The organism is Hymenobacter sp. FMD4 (assembly GCF_058932745.1).
Genome location: NZ_JBZYWH010000001.1, coordinates 253,348 through 276,042, shown reverse-complemented (window position 1 = coordinate 276,042; position 22,695 = coordinate 253,348). Strand labels below are relative to the sequence as shown.

The window sequence follows — 22,695 nt, the reverse complement described above, 5'->3', positions numbered from 1 at the left end:
GGGCTAGTACCGTGGGCCCGGCACCGGGCAAAAAACAGCCGCCGCTCGGGCCCGAGCGGCGGCTGTAAGGGAGCAACAGCTATAAAATCAAGCTAGTTATCAGCGCGAGCTATAATTGGGAGCTTCGCGCATGATTTGCACGTCGTGCGGGTGCGATTCGCGCAGACCAGCCCCGGTGATGCGTACCATGCGGGCCTGCTGCAGGGCAGGCACATCGGCCGCGCCTACGTAGCCCATGCCGGCCCGCAAGCCACCCACCAGCTGATACAGCACTTCGGCCGTGCTGCCTTTGAACGCCACGCGGCCTACGATGCCTTCGGGAACCAGCTTTTTCACGTCGTCTTCGGCGTCTTGGAAGTAGCGGTCCTTAGAACCGTCTTCCATCGCCTCCACCGAGCCCATGCCGCGGTAGGTTTTGAATTTGCGGCCTTCGTAGATCAGTACTTCACCAGGGGCTTCTTCGGTGCCGGCCAGCAGCGAGCCTATCATGACGGTGGAAGCCCCACCGGCCAAGGCTTTCACAGCGTCGCCGGAAAACTTCACGCCGCCGTCGGCAATCACCGGTACGTCGGTACCTTCCAAACCGCGCACGGCTTCCATTACGGCCGAGAGCTGCGGTACTCCGATACCGGCAATGATGCGGGTGGTGCAAATGGAGCCAGGCCCAACGCCCACTTTTACGGCATCGGCACCGGCGTCGGCTAGGGCGCGGGCGCCCTCGGCGGTGGCTACGTTGCCGGCGATGAGGTCCAGCTTCGGGAATTGCTCTTTTACTTGGCGCACCATTTCGAGTACGCCCTTGGAGTGGCCGTGGGCCGTGTCGATGCTGATAACATCGACTCCGGCATCAGCTAGAGCTTTTACACGCTCCAGAGTGTCGGGCGTGACGCCTACGGCGGCGCCGACGCGCAGGCGGCCGAACTCGTCTTTACAGGCGCGGGGGCGGGAGCGACGCTTCCGGATGTCGCGGTAAGTGATGAGGCCCTGCAAGCGGCCATCGGCGTCCACCACCGGCAGTTTTTCTACGCGGTTACTTTGTAGGATGGTTTCGGCCTGGGCCAGGTCCGTGCCGACGGGCGTCGTGATGAGCCGTTCGCCGGGCGTCATTACGGCTGTTACAGGCTTGGTCAAATCCTTTTCAAAGCGCATGTCGCGCGAGGTAAGGATACCGCACAGGCGCTGGTCGCCGTCGACGATGGGAATGCCGCCGATTTTGTTTTCCCGCATCAGCTTTTGTGCATCGGCCAGAGTGGCCTGCTCATTAAGCGTAATGGGGTCGAGCACCATGCCGCTTTCGCTGCGCTTTACGCGGCGCACCAGCTCGGCTTGCGCCCGCACACTCATGTTCTTGTGAATGATGCCAATACCGCCTTCCTGCGCCATGGCAATGGCCATTTCGGCTTCGGTGACGGTGTCCATGGCGGCCGAGATGAACGGAATGTTCAGCTGAATGCGGCGGGTAAGGCGGGTACGGGTGTCGGCGTCGCGGGGCAATACCTCCGAATAGGCAGGTAGCAGCAGTACGTCGTCGTAGGTCAGCGCCTCGAAGGCAATCTTGGCGGCAGGTTCGGCGGCCATAGCAAAAGGCTGGTTACGTGGTTGACTCCTTTTGCCACGCAAAGCTACGGCGTTTTTTCCGGAACCGCGCGTAGCCTTATGTTACGCTTATGCTTCAACAGCTTGAAATACGCGACCTGCTTACTGTTTCAGTCAGGGCTAGAACTGGGTTTCTGGGCGCAAATCAACGTTCAGGATTACGCTTAGCTGCAAGGTGTGATTGTGTTCCAGTACGCGGCCGTTACGCTGTTGGGCTAGCTGGTGCAGGTAGCCGCCCTCGATGTTCACGTTGCGGCTGGCCACGTAGCCGAAGCCGGCATACAGCCGATTCTGGTCAAAGATGTTATTGCGCACGTTGCGGCCAAAGTTGAGCATCAGCTCATCGGAAGCTACTAAATACGGCATGCCGCGCATCATTTCCTGGCCGAAGAGCGGTACAGCAAGGCGCAGCTGGTAGCGGAAGCGGTTTTGATAAGTAAAGGGTTCCTCCTGCGGCCAGCGAATCCAGCGCTGCTCCAGGCGGTAGCGGTGCTGCAGATGCAGCGAGCCTACTTCGTCGCGCAGCAGCACTTGCTGGTACAGGCGGTGCTCGGGAGAACGTTCGGCAGCCGGAAACTCACCATAGGGGTATGACAGCTGAAAAGCATAGCCACCAGTCAAAATCAGTGATTTGCACAAGTGGTAGTCGGCCGCAATGCGGGCTAGGTTCTGCTGAGCCTTACTGCCGAAATCGGCGCGACGGGCCTGGGCCTCGGTGTACACACCCCACTGCTCGGAAAGCCGAAAGCTGCCGTTGTACACCAGCCATAGGTGGCGGTTGGGGTCGGCTACGCGACCTTCCGGCATTTGGGCTAGTGCCGGCCGCGCTGCCAAGGCCAGCAGCGCTAAGCAAGCCAGCCGCAAAAAGAGTAGTAGGCGTAGGGCCATAGCACCGAGTGTTAAGGAAATGTTATCCAATATCGGTCTATGTTACCTAAATGTTACGATTGGCTATGTTAAGTTTTTCGGGTTGGAACGCACAAAGAAGGAATGGCCTCAAATGGAGGGCTACGCAGGCAAACTGAGAGTCGGGGTGAAGAACACAGCAGGTAGATGAAGCATTGCCGTGCATTTTTGCGTACCTAACATTGCCGCCCCACCCAAGCACGTTTCCGTGAACACGCCCAACGAATTAAAAGTAAGCTCTTGGGAAGAGCTGCAACACGCTTTATTCCGTGATGCCTGGGATGGCCGAATCGGCCGTTTTCGCTCGCCTTTCGTGTACCGCGGCGTTCGTTCGCACGACTACAATCTGGCCACCAGCCTGCAGCGCATGGGCGGAGCGTACCACGAATTGGAGCATCACCTGCTGCGCAATTTTCGCAAGTATGCCCACGATACCTCCATTCCCGATAAGTCCTCGGTTTGGGATTGGCTGTCGGTAGCGCAGCACCACGGCTTACCCACGCGCCTGCTCGACTGGACTTACTCGCCCTACGTTGCGCTCCATTTTGCTACCGATGACCTCGATGCCTACCACGAGGACGGGGTCATTTGGGCACTCAACTACGTGAAGGCCGCCGAGTACATGCCCGAGCGGCTGCGCCAGGCGCTGAAAGCCGAAGGCTCTAATGTATTTACGCCGGATCTGCTGGAGCCCGTATGCCGCAACCTGCGCGAACTGGCCGACATGCAGCCCGAACAGCCCTTTTTGATTTTCCTGGAGCCACCTTCGCTTGATGCGCGCATCATCCATCAGTACGCACTTTTCGCGCTGATGTCGACGGCCCAGGCTTGCCTAGACAACTGGCTGGAAGAGCACCCCGAACTGTACTTCCGCATCATTGTGCCGGCGCGACTGAAATGGGAAGCCCGCGACAAGCTGGACCAAGCCAATATTACCGAACGGGTACTATTTCCAGGCCTTGGCGGGCTCAGCCGCTGGCTACACCGGCACTACAGCCCCGCCCAGAGCCACGACCCGCGCACCGACCGGATTCCTGGCGACTGATCTGTGGTGGCTTCCTATTGGCCGCTTTGCTCGAAGCGCTTCTTCGTCAGCTTGGTGGGCACGTGACTCATGGGGTCGTCGGGCCAAGGGTGCTTGGGGTAGCGGCCGCGCAGGTCCTTGCGTACCTCGAAGTAGCCCGTTTGCCAGAAGCTGCGCAAGTCACGGGTAACCTGAGCCGGGCGGCCACCCGGCGACAGCAGATGCAGCAGCAACGGTACCCGGCCAGCCGCCACGGTAGGCGTTTCGATTAAGCCAAACAGCTCCTGCAGCTTCACGGCCAGCACCGGGGCCGTGGCGTCGGTATAATCGATGCGAACTTGTGAGCCGCTGGGTACTTCTAGGTGTGAAGGGGCCAGGCGGTCAAGCTCTTGGCGCTGCGGCCAACCATTGGGAAGTCTTTCCAGCAGAAGCTCCGTAACGTCCAGTCGTGCTACGTCGGCTAGGCTGCGTAGGCCAACCAGGTGAGGGCCCAGCCAGCTGTCCAGGTCACTGAGCAAGGTTTCATCGGAAACAGCAGGCCAGTCGGCCGCAAAGTGAACGTGCAGAAAGGCAAGCCGGTCGCGAAGGTGCTGAGCGGCGTCAGTCCAGTGCAGGCTGCGCAGACCTTGCGCCCGGATACCTTCCAGCAAAGCTGCTGCTACCGCTTCCGGGTCGGGCTTAGGCTGGGCGGCTTCCGACAGCACCAGAGCCCCCAAACGGCGCAGGCGGCGTGCCAGCACCCGGCCAGTCGTTGCATCAAAGCGCACTTCGGCCTGCTCTTCTATTTGCTCGGCGAACAAATCTTCTACTTCGCTGCGGGAGAGCGGTGCTGCCAAGGCCGCACGGGGCGAGTTGGCGGGCCCGTCCAAATGAGCCGCCGCAAAGAACGCGTCATCCGCCGCAAAGAACTCGGCCGGCAGCGTGACGCGTTGCCCTGTGACGAGGCGCAGCCGCTCGCCGCCTTCGCGTTGCCCAAGGCGGTCGGGGTATGCCAGGGCCGCCAGCACGCCTGCTACATCGGGTTCGAGGTTGGCTGATTTTACTCCAGCGCGGTTACGCAGGGCCTGGGCGGCTTCGCGCACGCGGCGCAGTCCACTCGCGTCGGGATGCAAGCCGGGCAACGGGGCGCGGCCACTTTGCAGTGCCTCAAGACGCAGGCGCAGGTCGGGCGGAGCCGGTTGACCGTCGGCGGCACGCAGGATGTCACGCTCGGCTAGCAACGCAGCCAGCGCACAGGCCGTGGGGCCGTGACCCAGCTCGCGGCCACGCACTACGAGGTGACCCAGTCGGGGCGGCAAACCCAATCGGGCCAGTTCGCGGCCATGAGCTGTGGGCTGACCCGTAGCAGTGAGAGCACCTAGCCGTACCAATAGCTCCCGAGCCTGGGCCATGGCGGGGGGCGGTGGCACATCGAGCCACTGCAAGGATGTGGCATCGGTGGTGCCCCACAAGGCCAGCTCCAGCGCTAAACTGCTGAGGTCAGCGGTTAGGATTTCGGGCGCGAGGTGGGCCGGCAGCGCGGCGTGGTCGTTTTCAGCCCAGAGTCGGTAGCAGATGCCTGGCCCGAGGCGGCCGGCCCGACCCCGGCGCTGATCGGCGGCAGCTTGGCTGACGGGTACAGTTTCGAGGGTAGTCAGGCCGGTGCGTGGCACGAAGCGCGGCACGCGGGCGTAGCCGCCATCCACCACCACGCGCACGCCTTCGATGGTAAGGCTGGTTTCGGCAATGCTGGTGGCTAGCACCACTTTGCGGCGGCCGGTGGGCGCGGGGCGCAGGGCCGCATCCTGCTTATCAAGCGGAAGCTCGCCGTGCAGCACGTGCAAGTCCACATCAGCGGAAAGCGCCGGTTCCAGCCGCTCGCTCACGCGGCGCTGATCGGCTAGGCCAGGCAGGAATACCAGCACATCGCCGGAGTGCTCAGCCAGGGCCTCGCGCACGGTGGCCGGCGTGAGTTCCGCCAAGCGTTCGTGAGGCCGATTGGAAACACTGGCTGCCCGACGAATGCTTAGGTAGTGTGTCTCCACCGGATGCATGCGGCCCTCGCTGGTCACCACCGGCGCTTGTAGCCAGACGCCCAGCCGAGCGGCATCCAGCGTAGCGGACATTACGACGAGCCGCAGTTCAGGCCGCAGTACGGCCTGGGCATCCAGCGTAAGAGCTAAGCCCAGATCGGCCTGCAGGCTGCGTTCGTGAAATTCATCAAACAGCACCGCCGCTATGCCTTCCAAGGCGGGGTCGTCTTGCACAAGGCGGGTGAGGATACCCTCGGTTACAACCTCAATTCGCGTTTGGGCCGATACTTTGTTTTCCAGCCGCACGCGGTAGCCTACTGTCTGACCCACCGATTCGCCCAGCAGCTGCGCCATGCGCGTGGCGGCGGCGCGGGCGGCGAGACGCCGAGGCTCCAACATCAAGATTTTGCCTTCCTGCCGCCACGGAGCCGCCAGCAAAGCCAGCGGAACGAGAGTGGTTTTGCCGGCCCCGGGCGGTGCCTGCAGCACCACGCGGTTGCTGGCTTCGAGCGCGGCCGTGAGTTCGGGCAGCGCGGCGCGAATGGGCAGATCGGGGAAGGTCAAGGGGAGTTTAGAAATTGGTGAAGTGGTGCGTTGGCGAGGTGGTAATGAGTAGCGGAAGGTCAAATTTGTTGCCTCGCCGCTAATAAACCGGTACTGATGGGTCGACGCGGACGGACCAAGCGTGGATACCGCCGCGCAGGTTCAGCAGGTTGGTGAGGCCGTGGCGGTGTTGCAGGTAAGCCAGGGCCTGCATGGAGCGGACGCCGTGGTGGCAGATGAGCACTGTGGGCGTGTCGGGGTCGATGTCCTCGGCTTGGCGCGGCAGCTCGCCAAGCGGAATCAGCTGACTGCCTTCGATACGGCAGTAAGCATACTCTTCGGGCTGGCGCACGTCGATGAGCTGGAGGGTTTCGCCGGCGGCAAGTCGGTCGCGAAGTTGTTCGGGCGTCAGTTCAGGCAAAGACATAAAAAATCGGGGCTGGCCGGGCAGAAACCATTGGTAGCGTGCACAAAAGTAGCCTAACACTCGCTAGTTTTGGCCGTGGCTTCCACCCAAGCCCTGGCTCCGGCCGTACTTTCCGCCCGTTTAGCAGTATCCATTGAGTGCTTTTTGGTCTGAGTTCTGGTCGGCTCTGCTGGCCAGTAGCTCCTATGAAATATGGGGTTTTGTGACCGGCTTGGCCTGCGTGTGGCTAGCCGCGCGCGAATCGGTCTGGAATTTTCCGGTGGCGATTGTGGCTTGCCTGCTGGCTGGTATAGTATATCTCGATGCCAAGCTGTACTCTGACACGGGGCTGCAAGTAGTGTTCATTGGCTTAGCTGTGTACGGCTGGTGGCTGTGGCTGCGCAAAGGGCCACAACAGGAAACGCTGCACATCAGCCGGACCGGCGCCCGGTTGTGGCTGGTGCTGGCCGGGCTGGGCGGGTCATTTACGCTTGTCGCGGGCTACTTATTCGATAAGTACACCGATGCTGCGGCGCCTTACTGGGACAACGGCGCCACGGCAATCAGCCTAGTGGCCCAATATCTGCTTACTCGTAAGAAGCTGGAGAATTGGCTGCTGTGGATAGCGGTAGACGTGGTATACGTGGCGCTTTACCTGCACCGCGGCCTTGCCTTGTTCAGCGTGCAGTACGTCATTTTTCTGGCCTTGGCCGCTTACGGTTACTGGGAGTGGCGCCGGCTGATGAAGCGTCCGGCCGAACCCAGCGTTTCCTCTGCTTTATCCGCCCGCTGATGCTCCGAGTTGCGCTTACTGGTCCCGAATCCACGGGCAAAACCACTTTGAGCCAGCAACTGGCCGAGCACTACCATACTGCTTGGGTGCCGGAGTTTGCGCGGGAATATCTGGAGGCCCGGCCTGCCGGCCTGGCGTATACGCTGGAGGACATCGAGGAAATTGCCCGTGGGCAAATAGCCGCCGAAGATGCCGCCGTGGTAGCTGCCGAGCGTTGCCGCCGTCCCGTAATATTCTGCGACACGGAGCTATTGGTCATCAAAGTGTGGTCCGAACACGCTTTTGGGCACTGCCCGGAATGGATTCAGCAGGAGATCGAGCAGCGGCAGTATGATCTGATTCTGCTGCTGGGCGTAGACATTCCGTGGCAACCCGACCCGCTGCGAGAGCACCCGCACCAGCGCCAGTACTTTTACGACCTCTACCGCCGCGAGCTGGATGATCGGCTGTCCAATTTTGCCGAAGTCAGCGGTTGCCCGCAACGGCGGCTGGAGCAAGCCTGTTTTCTGGTAGATGAGCTCCTGCTCAGCCACGGCTACGAGCCCGCTACGCAAGCAGCCGCCAACCCCAAACACTGAAGCCTCATGACTGCCTACACCCTCCAGAACGACCAGTGCCGCGTGCGCATCAACGAGCACGGCGCCGAACTCAGCAGCTTTGTCCGGCAGGACCTCGGTGAACTGGAGTATATGTGGCAGGCCGATGCGGCCGTGTGGGCCCGGCACGCTCCGGTGCTGTTTCCGATAGTCGGCCGCCTGCCTAATGATACCTATCAGCACAACGGCCAAACCTATCAGCTGCCTCAGCACGGCTTCGCCCGCGACCGAGCCTTTGCTTTGGTAAAACAGTCGGCTACCAGCGTGCAATTGCGCCTGACCGACGACGCGCAAAGCCGCGAGCAGTACCCTTTTGCCTTCGAACTGACCATTGGCTACCGCCTGCAGGAAAACACCTTGCACGTCACCTGGCAAGTGCGCAACACAGCCGCCGATGCCGAGCTACTGTTCAGCATTGGGGCGCATCCGGCGTTTCGCTGCCCGCTGCTACCCGGGGAGTCGTTTGAAGATTATGCCTTCCGCTTCGATCATCCCGTGACGCTGGAGCGGCACCTGCTCCAGGGCGGGTTGCTCAATGGCCAAACCGAGACCATTCTGGAAAATGCTGCTGAGCTGCCGCTCACGTACGAGCTATTCAGCCAGGATGCGCTGGTGCTCAAGCACTACGACTTCACCCGCGTGGCCCTGGCCAGTCGCCGCTCGCCTCGCGCCGTGCAGATGCAGTTCGACGGCTTTCCTTACCTCGGGCTATGGACCAAAGGCCCCGAGGCGCCCTTTGTTTGTATCGAGCCCTGGCACGGCATTGCCAGCTCCGTGGACAGCTCCCCCGAGCTGCGCGACAAAGAAGGAATGCTAACACTGGCGCCCGGCGCTACTTTTTCGGCCCGCTATACCATTACGGCGGAATAACATGGGCGCGGATATCCGGCTCATAACGGCTCCCGAGACCTACGCGCTGCGGCAGGCGGTGCTATGGCCCGACAAGCCTCTGGAATATGTACGCATCCCCGACGATGAAGCAGGTCTGCACTTTGGGGCATTCCAAGCTGAGGAGCTGGTGAGCGTCGTGTCGTTGTTCGTGACCGGCCAGGAGGCGCGCTTCCGCAAGTTCGCTACCCGACCCGATCAGCAGGGAAAGGGCATTGGCTCAGCTTTGCTAGGGCATATTATAACCCAAGCAGAGCTGTTAGGCGCCCAAAGCTTATGGTGCGACGCACGCGCTGAAGCTGCCGGCTTTTACCACCGGTTCGGGTTTCAAGTGGATGGCTCCACGTTTTATAAGGGACCGTTTCCGTACGTGCGCATGAGCCGAAGGCTGCCTTAAAGCAGACCGAGACTTTAGGAAAGCGCTGGCTCGCGTGGCTTCACCGGACGGTAAGGCCGGCGGTTGTAGTCGGGCTCCCAGTCGTTAATGGGCCGGGTAATGCCAGGCGGCAGGTCGAGGTCCGGCAGGCCGTCATCGAGCGGTTCGCCGCCTTCGTCGTCGTTGTCAGCTGATGGGGGACGGGAAGCAGTACGGCGTGGCATTACCATGAAGTAGGCCAGAATGGTAAGGACCACGAGCGTATAAACAAGGCTAATCATGGCGGTATTCGGGCTGTGGTGAGAACCAGTAGAAAGGAACTGGCTGTCTTGCAGGTAACGGGACAAGGGCCGGCCTGGTTTTGCTCCGGCGCGGCTTTTTTCAAGCGTCTACTACTAAGAGTAATATACTTATATGTAGACCCTTATGCTAGAGTTTTGTTTGGCGAGGAATTCGTAGGTCTGTAAAAAACGGGTACTGCAGCTCGACGGATTACTCTCCGAATCCTGCTCAATAGAATCAGCAAAGAGGGACTGCCGGCTCCTTTTGGCGTACTCCAAACGGGCAAAAGGATCGGCGGCAATAGTGCCCCTGAGCCGGACCAAAAAGTTCGGCGCTCAATAAACCATTGCATCAAGCGCGGCCTAGCGCATACCTTTGTGCCGCGTTTAGGGGTGCCTTGCTTACGCAGCATGGCTGAGATGATACCCATTGAACCTGATCCGGCTAGTACCGGCGAAGGGAAAAAACGGTCCGCGAACGGGAAAGCCATGCTCCGACCCCTGGGGTATGGTTTCGTTCCACTTTTCTTTCTTACCACATTTTGTTTACTTCTCGCATTCTGCCGGCTGCAGCGCTATTTGCGTGGCTGCCCGTCGGCGCGGCATGGGCGCAAGGCCCCGTGTCAGGCGTCATCACCGACGCACGTAGCGGCCAGGCATTGGCCGGTGCCACCATCACTCTCGACGGTGCTGCCATTGGTACTACCGATGCCAGTGGCGCATTTCAGCTGCCGACCGTCGAAGCAGGCCTTCACGAGTTGCGCGTCAGCTACGTGGGCTACCAGCCGCTGCTGCGCCGCATATCGGGTCAGCCTGCGCCGCAGCAGCTTACCGCGGCGCTGCTGCCCGCCGATGTGCTCACCGGCGAAGCCGTGGTAACGGCCACCCGCGCCAACGAGCGCACTGCCACAGCTTATACCAACGTGAGCCGGGAGCAACTGCAGGAGCGCAACTTCGGTCAGGACATTCCTTACCTGCTCGATCAGACGCCTTCCGTGGTGGTTACGTCGGATGCCGGGGCCGGCGTAGGCTACACCGATATTCGCATCCGAGGCACCAATAGCACCGGCATCAACATGACCATCAACGGGGTGCCGCTGAACGACCCGGAGTCACGCGGGGCGTTTTTGGTGAATCTGCCCGATTTGGCCAGTTCCATCCAGAGCTTGCAGATTCAGCGCGGGGTGGGCACCAGTCAGAACGGCGGGGCTGCCTTTGGGGCCAGCATCAACATCAGCACCCTCGACAACCGCCGCGAAGCTTATGCCGAGTCGCAGAACTCGTTTGGCTCGTTTAATACCTGGAAAAACAACGTCTCGTTCGGCACCGGCCTCATCGGCGGGCGCTTTACGTTCGACGGGCGCCTGTCGCGCATTGCTTCCGATGGCTACGTGAACCGCGGTGCTTCGGACCTGAAATCGTACTACTTCTCGGGCGGTTATCAGCAGAACAACACGCTGCTGAAGTTCATCACCTTTTCGGGCCGCGAAAAGACGTATCAGTCGTGGAACGGCGTGCCGGAATTTGCCCTGACTGGCAATCAGGCCTTGAAGCAGCAATTTGTCGACAACAGGGAACTGGGGGAGCGGTCGGAAGCCGAGGCTGAGCGCGCCTTGCGTGAGGGGCGCCGCTTTAGCTACTACACTTACGACAACCAGACCGACAACTACCAGCAGAACCACTACCAGTTGCACCTTTCGCAGGGTTTGGGCGCCGACTGGAACCTGGGCGCGGCCCTGCACCTCACGCGGGGCTTTGGCTACTACGAAAGCTACCGCGCCCGCCGCAAGTTCGCCGACTACAACTTGGCCAACGTGGTCATCCGCGACAGCATCATCACCCGCACTAACCTCATCGACCAGAAGTGGCTGGATAACTACTTCTACGGCGGCACTTTCGCGCTTAACTACGAGCCTCGCAACAACGACCGGTTTCAGGCCACCGTGGGCGGCGCGTGGAACCGCTTCAATAACGACCACTACGGCGAAGTAATCTGGGCGCAATACGCTTCCAATGGCGGCATGCGGCACCGTTACTACGGTAACGACGCCCAGAAAACCGACTACCACGGCTACGCCCGCGCCACTTGGCAGGTGCTGCCGCGCCTGGGTGTGTACGGCGACCTGCAGCTGCGCCACATTAAGTACACCATTGATGGGGTGGAGGACGATCAGAACGACGTGACCACCCGCGCCCGCTACACCTTCTTTAACCCCAAGGCCGGGGCTACGTTCACGCTCGGCGAAGGCCAACAGCTCTACGGCAGCTTTGCGGTGGGCCAGCGTGAACCCGTTCGCTCCGACTTTACCGACCGCCCTGCCGGCGACGTCAGCGCCCGGCCTGAGCGGCTCAACGACTTTGAAGGCGGTTACCGCTTATCGTTGCCCAACACCAGCTGGCTGGGCGTCAACACGCTTCTGCGCTTCGAAGCCAACTACTTTTACATGAACTACCGCAATCAGCTGGTGGCTACCGGCCAGCTGAACGATGTGGGCACTGCCCTGCGCACCAACGTGCCCAGCAGCTACCGCACCGGCGTGGAGCTGACGGGCTTTGCATCAGCCAATGATAAAATTAGCCTGAGCAGCACGCTCACCCTCAGCCGCAACCGCATCCGGGATTTCCGGTTAGTCTCCTACGACAGCGACTACAACCCGGTTGTGGAAGCTGAAAGCCGCTCGGCTACCATCTCGTATTCGCCCGCGGTGGTGTCGGCGCATACCCTGGAAGGTCAGCCACTGCGCGGCTTGCGCGTGGCCTTGCTGTACAAGACGGTAAGCCGCCAGTACCTCGACAATTCCACCAGCGAAGACCGGCGCATTCGGCCGTACCAGGTGATGGACCTGCGTCTGCGCTACACCATCCGGCCGGTATTTGTGAAGGAAATAGAGTTGGGCCTGCTGGTGAATAACCTGCTGAACCGCGAATACGTGGCCAACGGCTACACCTACGGTTACCCCGATGCCGCTGGCCGGCAGCAAACGTTCAATTGGTACTTCCCGCAGGCCACGCGCAATTTTTTGGCGTCGGTGGGCGTGAAGTTTTAATTGCCGACGGCTGCAAGCTGTTTGTAGCCAACTTGGTAACGGCCCTACTCAAAAAGCCCGGTGCAGTTCCACAGCTGCGCTGGGCTTTTTTGTGCGCTTGGGAACGGGTAGAAGTGAAGTCCTGTTGGCCGCTTGGAAAAAGACAAGGCTCTTTCGCTGCGCCGGTAGAATAGCTATATTTGTAACCCTTGCTTTGCATCGTGCTGTTTCTCACCGATATATTCTCCCGTCTGCGCTTCGGCCTGATAGCCGCCACCATTCTTTTGGTGGTTGGGCTAAACAACCGAGCCGTGGCCACCTTCCGGGTACCTGCCAAAAGCGGGACCACGCAGGTGACGGACGCCGCCAAAGGCACCGTGGTGAAGCAGAAAGTGACGTTGGAAGCCACTTCGCCTCTGGGTCCGTGGCTGATGCCCGCCGCCGAAGCTTGGGAGCCAGCCGCCCCCGCGGCCCTCACACGAATTGCCTGGTTCCGGGCTGTAGCCCCGGCCGTACGGCCCTCGGCCGTGCCCGATTGGTTTCGCACGCGCCTGCTCGAAGCAGCGCTGTCGCCGCACGCCCCCTAGCGTCCACTCCGGGCCCGGTCACAGGCTTAGCTGTGACTGCAGGCCCTTCAAGGGTAGCAAGTCGGTGACTTCCCCTTGCTGCAACGACGGCTTTGCCGCACTCTTGCGGCACCCCAATTCGCAATTCTCTTTTTCCCTTTTTCGATGCGTAACAAAGGTTTAGTCATAACGCTGACGCTTATCGTGTCAGCGTTGTGCGTCTACTTCCTCTATTTTACTTTCGTCTCGCGGCGCGTCCAGAACGACGCCGTGCAGTACGCTACCCGCAACGGCAACGTTGATCAGCGCCTGCGCCAGCGCTACCTTGACTCGGTATGGCGCGCCCCGGTAACCAACGTGCTGGGCGCCGAATACACTTACCGCGATGTGCGGGCCTCGGAGCTGGGCCTTGGCCTTGACCTGAAAGGCGGCATGCACGTGACGCTGGAAGTGTCGCCGGTGGAGATTGTGCGGGCCATGGCCGGCAACTCCAAAGATGCCAAGTTCAACCAGGCGCTGACCCGCGCCCAGGAACTGCAGAAGCAGGACCCCAGCACGTCGTTTACGGCGCTGTTTGCTCGCGCTTTCCGCGAAATAGCTCCCGGCGACCGTCTGTCGCGCGTCTTCGCCAACACTACCAACCGCAGCCGCGGAATCGATGCTAGCTCGTCGGACCAGAAAGTGTTGCAGGAAATTGACAAGGAAGTAGAAGAGGCCATCGACCGCGCCTTTCGCATTCTGCGTACCCGCGTCGACAAGTTCGGCGTGAACCAGCCCAACATTCAGCGCGTGAAAGGCACCGGCCGCATTCAGATCGAACTGCCCGGCGTCGACAACCCCGAGCGCGTGCGCAAGCTGCTCCAGGGCCAGGCCAAGCTGGAGTTCTGGGAGGTATGGCGCCAGGATGAATTCTTCCCCTACCTGCAGCAACTCGATGAAGTGCTGAAGGCCAAGGAAGCCCTCAACCAGCCCGCCGCTACCGCCGCTGCTACTACTGGCACCGACGCTACCACTGCTGCAACCGGCGACTCTACCTCGCTGGCCAGCCAGCTCGCTAAGAAAAACACCGCCGCTGCCGATTCAACTAAAACGGCTCAGCAGGCTGGCTCCGGCCTCGCCAAGTTGTTCACCATGCCCGGTGCCCTCGGGGCCAATATCCGCGACACCGCCCGCGTGAATGCGGTGCTTCGCTCGCCGGAAGTACGCGCCGTAATGCCCCCTAACCTGACCTTCCTGTGGGATGTGAAGCCCACCACCATCGAAGGCCAGGAGTACTTGCAGCTGAATGCCGTGCGCAAGACGGCCGATGCTACGTCGGCTCCGCTGGGCGGCGAAGTGGTATCAGATGCTCGCCAGGACTACGACCAGGGTGGACGCCCCGAGGTATCCATGCAAATGAACCCCACGGGGGCCCGCAAGTGGCAAAAGCTGACTGCTGCTAACATCGGTCGTCAGGTGGCCATCGTGCTCGACGACTACGTTTACTCGGCGCCGGTGGTGCAGTCGGAAATTGCGGGTGGCAACTCTAGTATCTCGGGCAACTTCACCATCGAAGAAGCACAAGACTTGTCTAACGTACTGAAGGCTGGTAAACTGCCTGCTCCCACGCGCATCGTGGAAGAAGCGGTGGTAGGTCCGTCGCTGGGCAAGGAAGCTATCAACCAGGGTCTGTACTCGTCAGTAGCTGGTTTGGCCATCATCATGCTGTTCATGGCCGTGTACTATGGCCGTGCCGGTCTGGTGGCCAATGCAGCCCTGCTGTTCAACATGTTCCTGATTCTGGGTGTATTGGCTCAGTTCAGCACTGCGCTTACGCTGCCCGGCATTGCTGGTATTATTCTCGTAATCGGTACGGCCGTTGACGCCAACGTACTGATCTTCGAACGCATCCGGGAAGAACTGGCCCACGGCCTGCAAGTGAAAGACGCCATTGCGAAAGGCTACGACCGTGCTTTCTCGGCCATCTTCGATGCCAACGTAACTACGCTCATCATCGCTGTCATCCTGGGCTTCTTCGGCACGGGTCCGGTACAAAGCTTCGCCGTAACGTTGGGCATCGGGGTATTTACTTCGTTCCTCTCGGCGGTATATGTGTCGCGCCTCATCATCGAATGGATGATGAAAGGCAAAGACTCGACGAACATGGCCTTCACCACGTTCCTGTCGCGCAACCTGTTCAAGAATGTCAACTTCGACATCGTGGGCAAGCGCAAGCTCGCCTACATCGGCTCAACTCTCTACATCATCGTGGGCTTCGTGTTGATGGCTGTGCAAGGCGGTCCGAACCTGGGTGTTGACTTCCTCGGCGGCCGTGCTTACGTGGTCGACTTCAAGCAGGACATGGTGGCTTCGGACGTGCGGGAGGCCTTGGCCAAAAATGCCTTCCAGGGCGCCGGCACCGAAGTAAAAACCTACGGCGCCGCCAACCGCCTGCGCATTACCACGGGCTACCTCGGCAACGATGAAAGCACCGAGGCCGACGACAAAGTACGCGCCGCCCTCGACCGCGGTCTGCAGCAATACAGCGCAGCGCAGCCGGTAATTCAAAGCACTTCGAAAGTAGGCGCTACCATCGCCGATGACATCAAGAAGACCTCGATGCTCAGCTTGGGCCTCTCGCTGCTCGGCATCTTCGTGTACGTGTTGTTCCGCTTTGAAAAGTGGCAGTACTCCATGGCTTCGGTAGTGGCACTGTTCCACGACGCCTTGTTCGTAGTTGCCTCGTACCCGATTGCTCGTCTGTTTGGCCTAAACTTCGAAATGGACCAGGTATTCGTAGCCGCCGTGCTTACGGTGCTCGGTTACTCCATGAACGACACCGTAGTTATCTACGACCGTATTCGGGAATACCTGCGCGAAAACCCCAGCCTGTCGTTTGCACAAGTGGTGAACCCGGCCTTGAACAGCACGTTCTCGCGTACCATCATCACGGCTACTACTGTATTGCTGGTCGTAGTGGTACTGTACATCTTTGGTGGCGAAACGCTCCGCTCGTTCTCGTTTGCCATGATTATCGGTATGATTGCCGGTACGTACTCGTCGCTGTTTATCGCCGCGCCGCTGATCCTGGATACCTACAAGGAAAAGGAGAAGGCAGCTACCCCGGCCGACGCACCGAAGCTGTCGACGGCAGTGCAGTAAAAGCCACGAATTGCTGCAGAGTCTTCAGATTCCGTGGATTATTAACTACAAAACAGCCCGACCTGGTAGGTCGGGCTGTTTTGATTTCACACCATTGGTTTATTTATCCGGCATCCAGAGCCTGCGGGGGACTTTGTCACGTTTGAACAACTTGCGCTGCAGTGAAAACACTCTTCGTAAGCTCAGGGCGACAGATGGACTAAATACCGCAGACCATTCTCTGACCTTTCTAAGTAGCAACGTGGTACAATGCGCCACAAAAAAACGCCCGGCTAGTTGGCCGGACGTTTTGCATTCAGTGCTGACTGTATGCAGTATTAGAAGCCGCCGTTTACGCCTTCAGCTACTACTTCTTTCACCTCTGGCACCATGCGCTTGAGCAGGTTCTCGATGCCCGATTTCAAAGTAACGGTAGCCGAGGGGCAACCGGAGCACGAGCCTTGCAGGTTTACGGTTACAATGCCATCATTGTAGCTCTTGAAGGTAATATTGCCACCGTCCTGCTCCACGGCGGGGCGCACGTAGTTATCAAGCAGATCGATGATTTTCTGGGCGGTTTGCTGGTCCTCAGCCGAGCCTTCGGCACCGGCGGCTTCCTGGGCAGCGCGCTGCTCTGCAGCCGGATCCACGGTGAAAATCGGGCCACCCGATTCCACGTAGGACTTCAAGAACGTCCGCAACTCCGGAATAAGCTGCGTCCAGGTGTGCTCGGTGTTTTTGGTCACCGTCACGAAGTTGGCAGCAATAAACACGCGCCCCACGTAGTCGAACTTGAACAGTTCCAAGGCGAGCGGCGAGTTAGCGGCGGCTTCGGCATCGGGATAGTCTACGCTCACTCCCTCGCGCACGAGCTGGGAGTTGAGCACAAACTTCATGGATTCGGGGTTGGGGGAGGCTTCGGCATAGATCGAAACCGAGCCCGCGGAAGTAGTATTCATAGTGATACAGTGCTGCTTGTGAGATTGGGGAAGGCCGCGGCGCGGCGGTCATGGTGTATAACCGCAACGGGCGCCCCACGGTTGCAAAAGTAGCAGTTTGGATGTAGCCAACGCAGCGCAACCTATGTACCGACTGCGGTTAATTAGCCAGGTAGCAGCGGTGGCATTTTGCCCAGGCCGGCCGGACCCACCGCCGTACGTAGAGTAGCTCGCATCGTACGTTTGACGCGACCCCAAAATTGGTCCTGCGCTTGATGGAACGTAGTTTCGCGGCCTGTGCGCAGGCCCTGGATGCTAAGCATAGCGCAGGCACAAGCTTGATCGTACTCTTTCCAGATGGCTTTCATACCTTTTATAACCCCGTCTGTTCTATAATCGTGCGTTTTGGCTTGCTTTAGGCACTCCTGCAAGGCTTTTAGTTTGGCTACTGAACCCAAACTGATGATCAGTTTGAAACCGTACAGTGTTCTGAATCAATAACCTTCGTTTTCATGCTTCGTCGCCTGACCGATGCCCTGTTCGGCCCCATTGATATGGCCTGGCTGGTGTACCTGCGCATCGGGGCCGGGGTGCTGCTGGCCGCTGAGCATACCAACGGCCTACTGGCAGATCGGGTGAGCAACTATACCGCGCCGCAGTTTCACCTGCGTTACATGTTGCTGGAGGGACTACCGCACCCACCCGCCTGGTTTATCTATATGCTTTACTTGGCCGTGCTGCTGAGTGGCTTGGCCGTAGCTGCTGGCTGGCGCTACCGCTGGGCAGCCGCTATTCTCTCCCTTTGCTACGCCGTAATGCTGGTGCTCGAAGAAACCGAGTACGTCAACCACTTTTACCTCTATGCCCTGCTAGCCGCGGTGCTCTGGCTACTGCCGGCTCACCGTGCGGCCTCGCTCGATGTACGCGCCGGTCGCGTAGCACCCCTCACGTCGGTCCCGGCTTGGACCCGTACGCTGGTGCTGTTCCAGATTTCCATCGTTTACCTTTTCGCGGCATTGGCCAAGCTGAATGCCGACTGGCTGGCTGCCCGGCCCCTTACCGTGTGGCTGGCGGGTAAGGCCACGCGTCCCCTCATCGGCCCGCTGCTGACGTGGCCGGAACTGCCATGGTTGATGAGCTACGGCGGGCTGATTTTTGATGCGCTAGTGGTGCCAGGGTTGCTCTGGCGACCCACGCGCTGGTACGCGTTTGGGGCGGCAGTGCTTTTTCACCTGATGAACGTGGCCGTGTTCGGCTTGGCTACCTTTCCGTGGCTGGCGTTGCTATTGACCACGCTCTACTTTGCCCCGGATTTTCCGCGACACTTGCCCGGGCTAGTAGGCCGGTGGTTTCAGCAGCAGGTGCCCGTTCCAGCACAAGAAGCTACTCAAGAACGCCCGGCACGAGCACAACAGCGCTTCGTGCTGGCCGGGTTGTATGCCTACGCCGTGTTGCAACTGGCCTTGCCGCTCCGGCACTATCTCTATCCCGGCGACGCGCACTGGACCGAGCAAGGGCACCGCTTCAGCTGGCACCTGATGCTGCGCGCCAAAACTGGCCATGCGGCCTTCCGCGTGCGCCTGCCCGACGGCCGCGAGGAAATGGTACTGCCGCAGCAGTACCTCACCTCCAACCAATACCAGAAGCTGGTTGCCAGCCCCGATTTGCTGCTCGAATTCGCGCACCTGCTGGCCGCCGATTACCGTCGCCGCGGCTTGGCACCCACCGCCATTTTTTGCAATTCGCAGCTGAGCTTAAACGGACATCCGCCCCGGCCACTCGTCAGCCCCGAGCTAAATCTGTTGACGCAGCGGCGGCACCTGGGCCATTACAGCTGGGTGCTGCCAGGCCCGATAAAGTAACCGCGCGGCCTTGCTACAGCTTATTAGCCCGTGCCCGCAGCAGCATATCAGCAAGCACCAGTGCTGTCATAGCATCCACGATGGGCACGGCTCGGGGCAGCACGCAGGGGTCGTGGCGGCCGCGGCCAGCCAACTCAATGGCTTCGCCTTGATCGTTGATGGTTTGTTGGGGCTGCAAAATGGTAGCCACGGGCTTGAAAGCCACGCGGAAGTAGATGTCCTGTCCGTTACTGATGCCGCCCTGGATGCCGCCCGAATGATTGGTACGGGTGCGTACCTGTCCGGCTCCATCGGTATAGAACGCGTCGTTGTGCTCCGAGCCGAACAGCAGCGTGCCCGCGAAGCCGGAGCCGTATTCAAAAGCCTTCACCGCATTGATGCTCAGCATCGCCTTGCCCAACTCGGCGTGCAGCTTGTCGAACACCGGCTCGCCCAGGCCAGCCGGCACACCCGTGGCCACGCCCGTTACGATGCCGCCGACTGTGTCGTGCCGGTCGCGGGTCTGGCGAATAAGCTCCGTCATTCGCTCGGCCGTTTCGGGGTGGGGGCAGCGCACCATGTTGGATTCGATGAGCGACAAATCAAGCTGCTCATAACCTACTGGCACCGCCACGGCACCCACCTGTGACACGTAGCTGCGGACCTGAATGCCGTAGTGTTTCAGCAGTTGCATGGCCACTGCTCCGGCCGCCACGCGGGCGGCCGTTTCGCGGGCCGAGGAGCGGCCGCCGCCTCGGTAGTCGCGGTGGCCGTACTTCTGGTCGTAGGTGTAGTCGGCGTGGGAGGGGCGGTAGGCGTGCTGAATGTGCGAGTAATCGTGGCTGCGCTGATCGGCATTGCGGATAAACAGGCCAATGGGTGTGCCGGTGGTCTGGCCCTCAAACAGGCCCGACAGCACCTCCACCTGATCGGCCTCGGTGCGCGGCGTGGTCAGTTCCGACTGACCAGGACGCCGCCGGTCCAGCGCAGCCTGGATGTCGGCTACGTCTACCGCCAGCCCAGCCGGGCAGCCATCGATGACGACGCCAATGCCGGCGCCGTGTGACTCACCGAAGGTGCTAATACGGAACAGGGTACCGAAAGAATTACTCATGCGGCAAAGGTAGAGTACGGACCGCATTGCGGTGCTGCAGGGCTACACAAGTCAGTGCCTAGCTTCCGTTGGTCATCGGACAGTCTCGCGTTCCGCCCTCAGCCTGCCGACAACGAGGCGCAGGCCCGCATAAATGCTCCTACTGCAGCACCTTCTTAATGTCGTCCATCTTACCAAAGAGCACCATGATATCATCGGCCAGGAAAACGGTATCGGCGGCGACTACCCCAATGGCAGCTGGCTTGCGGTGCGAACGGCCAAAAAGGTTGGTGGAATCTTTGAGCCGGATAATGGTCAGCACGTTGATGTTGTACTTCTGGCGAAAGTTGGCTTCCTGAATCGTTTTGCCCACGTAGCGCGGTGGCACCGTGGCCTGAATGATGTTGTAATCCTCCGTCAGGTCCAGTGAATCCAAAATGCCCTTCATGTCGAGGCTCTTGGCCAAGCGCTCGGCAAATTCCGTTTCCGGCCGGATGATTTTATCCACACCGATGGCTTCCAGCACCGTTTGGTGCAGGGGCGAGATGGCCCGGCCGATAAGCTTTTTCACGCCTAACTGCTTGAAGTTGGCCACGGCCATGACGGAGGCGCCAAAGTCTTCGCCGATGCCGACCAGCACCACGTCGGTGTCGCTGAGCGGGAGGGTAGACAGGGCCTGCTGGTCCTTGGCGTCTAGGCACACGGTGTGCGTGACGCGGTCTTTGAACTGCGTGACCTTGGCAATGTCGTTGTCGACGGAAATTACCTCGTGGCCCATTTCCGTAAGCTTCATCGACAGCGACGAGCCGAAATAACCTAACCCAACAATGATGTATCGCATGCGGCTATGTGTTGCAGGATGTTACGTGATGATGATGTTCTCCGACGGGTATTGATAATGCAAGTCATTGACCTTGCTCACCACCCCCGCAATGAGCGTAAAGGTGCCTACACGGCCCAAAAACATGGTTAGAATAACCACCAGCTTGCTGCCCGCGCTTAGCTCGGCGGTGGTATTCAAACTCAGGCCTACGGTGCTGTAAGCCGAAAACGACTCGAAAGCCACATTGAGTAGCGGAATCTGCGGGTCGAAGTAAGAAATTAACAGCGTAGCGAGGCCGATAACCAAGAACGAGAGCATCATAACGGCAAACGCCTGTTGCACTGACTTGCTGGGCACATGCCGCCCAAATATTTCAAGGCGCTCCTTGCCGCGCGCAATGCTGTAGATGTTAAGAAAAGCCAGCGTGAATGTGGTCGTTTTGATGCCGCCGCCGGTGGAGCCCGGCGAGGCCCCAACCCACATCAGCAACAGATACACCAGTACCGTTGGCACCGTCATCTGAGTCATATCGACGGTGTTGAAGCCGGCCGTACGCGGCGTCACGCCCCCGAAGAGCGCCGCCACCAGCTTGCCCAGACCGCGGTGCTCACGCAGGGTGCTTTCGTATTCCAGCATGAAGTACAGCAGCGTACCTAGCAGCAGCAGGGCCGTTGAGGTCAGCAGCACGATTTTGGTATTGACGTTGATGATGCGCGGCGTGTACACATACCGCTCGTGGTGGTACAGCTGCCGCCAGCGGCTGCGGGTCCGCTCCTTGAGGTAGCGGTACAAGTTGAAGATGATAGGAAAGCCGATACCGCCGATGATAATCAAGCTCATGACTACCAGCTGCAAAGCATAGTTGAAGCGAAAGTTGATATCGAACAGGCCCGCCGACAACGTGGAGAAGCCTGCGTTGCAGAAAGCCGAAATAGAGTGGAAAATGGCGAAGCCCACCCGGTCGTGCATGTGCGGTATTTCCGCTGGCCCGATGGATAGATAGATCAGGCATGCCCCCACAAACTCCACCAGAAAGGTAATCCAGACGATGTTGCCGATGGTGCGCATCGTATTACCGATGCTTTCCTCGTTGATCAGTCCCTGCATAAATAGCTGGTTTTGAAACGACGACGAGCGTTGGAAAAACAGCGCCAGAAAGCTTGTAAACGTCATGATGCCTAATCCGCCCAGCTGGATTAGGATCAGGATGACCACTTTCCCAAACGTGGTGAAAACCGTGGCGGTATCCACGGTTATCAGGCCTGTGACGCACACTGCGCTGGCCGAGGTAAACAGCGCATCGAGCGGGCTGATGCCGTTGACGGTGGCCCGCGGCAGCAGCAGCAGGCTCATTCCCAGAATTATAAGGGCAATAAAGCTGCCGACAAACAGTAGGGCGGGATTGTACTGCAGGCGGTAGAAATTGAGCGAGCGGCGCGACAACTCAATCAGGAAGATGTACAGCAACACGCCCAGAATCAGCAGATCCTGCTCCAGGTAGCGCCCCAGCCGGGTGCCGTCCAGTAGAAACGGCTCGGGCAGAAAGCTTTGAATGACACCGTAGCCTGCCAGCAGAATGAGTAGCACTTCTACCACCACCCAGCCCTTGGGGACGCCGGCTTTGTTGAGCAGAAATAGCCTTACTACCAGCACGATGATAATGCCGAGCGTATACACGCCGTAGAAAATATTGAGCACGTGCTCGGCTTGCCCCGAATGGGCAAAGCCCATGTCGTAGAGAAACACCAGCAGGCCGCCCAGGCTCAGGTAAAACAGCGTAGAATCGGCCCGGCTGAGCAGCTGGGGGCGGTGCTCCTGCAGGCGCTCATGAAAGTGTTTGCTTAACTGAGGACGGTACATCTGAATT

Annotated in this window: 18 protein-coding genes and 1 riboswitch; of the genes, 9 read left to right on the top strand and 9 right to left on the bottom strand. The window is 59.8% G+C overall.

Annotated features, from left to right (window positions below):
- Positions 1-99: 99 nt before the first annotated feature.
- Positions 100-1,578, bottom strand: coding sequence for an IMP dehydrogenase (guaB, locus tag AC5FXY_RS01175; RefSeq protein WP_493554798.1), 1,479 nt, complete (start codon positions 1,576-1,578; stop codon positions 100-102).
- A gap of 138 nt (positions 1,579-1,716) precedes the next feature.
- Positions 1,717-2,484, bottom strand: coding sequence for a DUF2490 domain-containing protein (locus tag AC5FXY_RS01170; RefSeq protein WP_493554797.1), 768 nt, complete (start codon positions 2,482-2,484; stop codon positions 1,717-1,719).
- Positions 2,485-2,710: 226 nt separating this feature from the next.
- On the opposite strand from AC5FXY_RS01170, the gene AC5FXY_RS01165 reads away from it, so the two are divergent.
- On the top strand, positions 2,711-3,547 hold the full coding sequence (locus AC5FXY_RS01165) for an FRG domain-containing protein (RefSeq protein WP_493554796.1): 837 nt from the start codon (positions 2,711-2,713) through the stop codon (positions 3,545-3,547).
- A gap of 14 nt (positions 3,548-3,561) precedes the next feature.
- Here the strand turns inward: AC5FXY_RS01165 and hrpB are convergent, their stop codons facing one another.
- Both hrpB and AC5FXY_RS01155 read right to left on the bottom strand, forming a co-directional pair.
- A complete protein-coding gene (gene hrpB / locus AC5FXY_RS01160; protein WP_493554795.1) occupies positions 3,562-6,102 on the bottom strand; it encodes an ATP-dependent helicase HrpB in 2,541 nt (846 codons plus the stop codon).
- A 79-nt stretch (positions 6,103-6,181) separates the two neighbouring features.
- The gene (locus tag AC5FXY_RS01155) at positions 6,182-6,508 is read right to left on the bottom strand and encodes a rhodanese-like domain-containing protein (protein ID WP_493554794.1); all 327 of its coding nucleotides are present in this window, start codon (positions 6,506-6,508) and stop codon (positions 6,182-6,184) included.
- Positions 6,509-6,641: 133 nt separating this feature from the next.
- Here AC5FXY_RS01155 and pnuC point away from each other — a divergent pair, with 133 nt between their 5' ends.
- Genes pnuC through AC5FXY_RS01135 form a run of 4 tightly spaced genes read left to right on the top strand, consistent with a single transcriptional unit; the run spans position 6,642 to position 9,161 of the window.
- Positions 6,642-7,280 carry a nicotinamide riboside transporter PnuC gene (gene pnuC / locus AC5FXY_RS01150; protein ID WP_493554793.1) on the top strand — a complete coding sequence of 213 codons (639 nt, stop codon included), beginning with the start codon at positions 6,642-6,644 and terminating at the stop codon, positions 7,278-7,280.
- Entirely contained in the window at positions 7,280-7,858 is a 579-nt protein-coding gene (locus AC5FXY_RS01145) for an AAA family ATPase (protein ID WP_493554792.1), read from the top strand. The genes pnuC and AC5FXY_RS01145 overlap by 1 nt, the downstream gene beginning before the upstream one ends.
- 6 nt (positions 7,859-7,864) lie before the next feature.
- On the top strand, positions 7,865-8,746 hold the full coding sequence (locus tag AC5FXY_RS01140) for an aldose 1-epimerase family protein (protein WP_493554791.1): 882 nt from the start codon (positions 7,865-7,867) through the stop codon (positions 8,744-8,746).
- Between the two features lies 1 nt (position 8,747).
- Positions 8,748-9,161, top strand: a complete 414-nt coding sequence (locus AC5FXY_RS01135) for a GNAT family N-acetyltransferase (protein WP_493554790.1) — start codon at positions 8,748-8,750, stop codon at positions 9,159-9,161.
- 14 nt (positions 9,162-9,175) lie between these two features.
- Here AC5FXY_RS01135 and AC5FXY_RS01130 read toward each other — a convergent pair whose 3' ends face one another.
- A complete protein-coding gene (locus AC5FXY_RS01130) occupies positions 9,176-9,421 on the bottom strand; it encodes a hypothetical protein (RefSeq protein ID WP_493554789.1) in 246 nt (81 codons plus the stop codon).
- Between the two features lie 379 nt (positions 9,422-9,800).
- A riboswitch (TPP riboswitch) is annotated at positions 9,801-9,903 on the top strand.
- Positions 9,904-9,963: 60 nt separating this feature from the next.
- Between AC5FXY_RS01130 and AC5FXY_RS01125 the strand changes: the two genes are divergently transcribed.
- The 3 genes from AC5FXY_RS01125 (at position 9,964) to secDF (ending at position 16,154) form a co-directional block, all read left to right on the top strand.
- On the top strand, positions 9,964-12,468 hold the full coding sequence (locus tag AC5FXY_RS01125; RefSeq protein ID WP_493554788.1) for a TonB-dependent receptor: 2,505 nt from the start codon (positions 9,964-9,966) through the stop codon (positions 12,466-12,468).
- A gap of 200 nt (positions 12,469-12,668) precedes the next feature.
- Positions 12,669-13,034 (top strand): hypothetical protein, encoded by a 366-nt coding sequence (locus AC5FXY_RS01120; RefSeq protein ID WP_493554787.1) that lies wholly within the window; start codon positions 12,669-12,671, stop codon positions 13,032-13,034.
- A 144-nt stretch (positions 13,035-13,178) separates the two neighbouring features.
- A complete protein-coding gene (gene secDF, locus AC5FXY_RS01115) occupies positions 13,179-16,154 on the top strand; it encodes a protein translocase subunit SecDF (RefSeq protein WP_493554786.1) in 2,976 nt (991 codons plus the stop codon).
- Positions 16,155-16,471: 317 nt separating this feature from the next.
- Here the strand turns inward: secDF and AC5FXY_RS01110 are convergent, their stop codons facing one another.
- Positions 16,472-17,092, bottom strand: a complete 621-nt coding sequence (locus AC5FXY_RS01110) for a NifU family protein (RefSeq protein ID WP_493554785.1) — start codon at positions 17,090-17,092, stop codon at positions 16,472-16,474.
- Between the two features lie 491 nt (positions 17,093-17,583).
- On the opposite strand from AC5FXY_RS01110, the gene AC5FXY_RS01105 reads away from it, so the two are divergent.
- A complete protein-coding gene (locus tag AC5FXY_RS01105; protein WP_493554784.1) occupies positions 17,584-18,933 on the top strand; it encodes an HTTM domain-containing protein in 1,350 nt (449 codons plus the stop codon).
- Positions 18,934-18,946: 13 nt separating this feature from the next.
- Here the strand turns inward: AC5FXY_RS01105 and aroC are convergent, their stop codons facing one another.
- The 3 genes from aroC to AC5FXY_RS01090 form a co-directional block, all read right to left on the bottom strand.
- Entirely contained in the window at positions 18,947-20,026 is a 1,080-nt protein-coding gene (gene aroC / locus AC5FXY_RS01100; RefSeq protein WP_493554783.1) for a chorismate synthase, read from the bottom strand.
- A 139-nt stretch (positions 20,027-20,165) separates the two neighbouring features.
- Positions 20,166-20,846, bottom strand: coding sequence for a potassium channel family protein (locus AC5FXY_RS01095; protein ID WP_493554782.1), 681 nt, complete (start codon positions 20,844-20,846; stop codon positions 20,166-20,168).
- 21 nt (positions 20,847-20,867) lie between these two features.
- Positions 20,868-22,688, bottom strand: coding sequence for a TrkH family potassium uptake protein (locus AC5FXY_RS01090; protein WP_493554781.1), 1,821 nt, complete (start codon positions 22,686-22,688; stop codon positions 20,868-20,870).
- Positions 22,689-22,695: the final 7 nt, after the last annotated feature.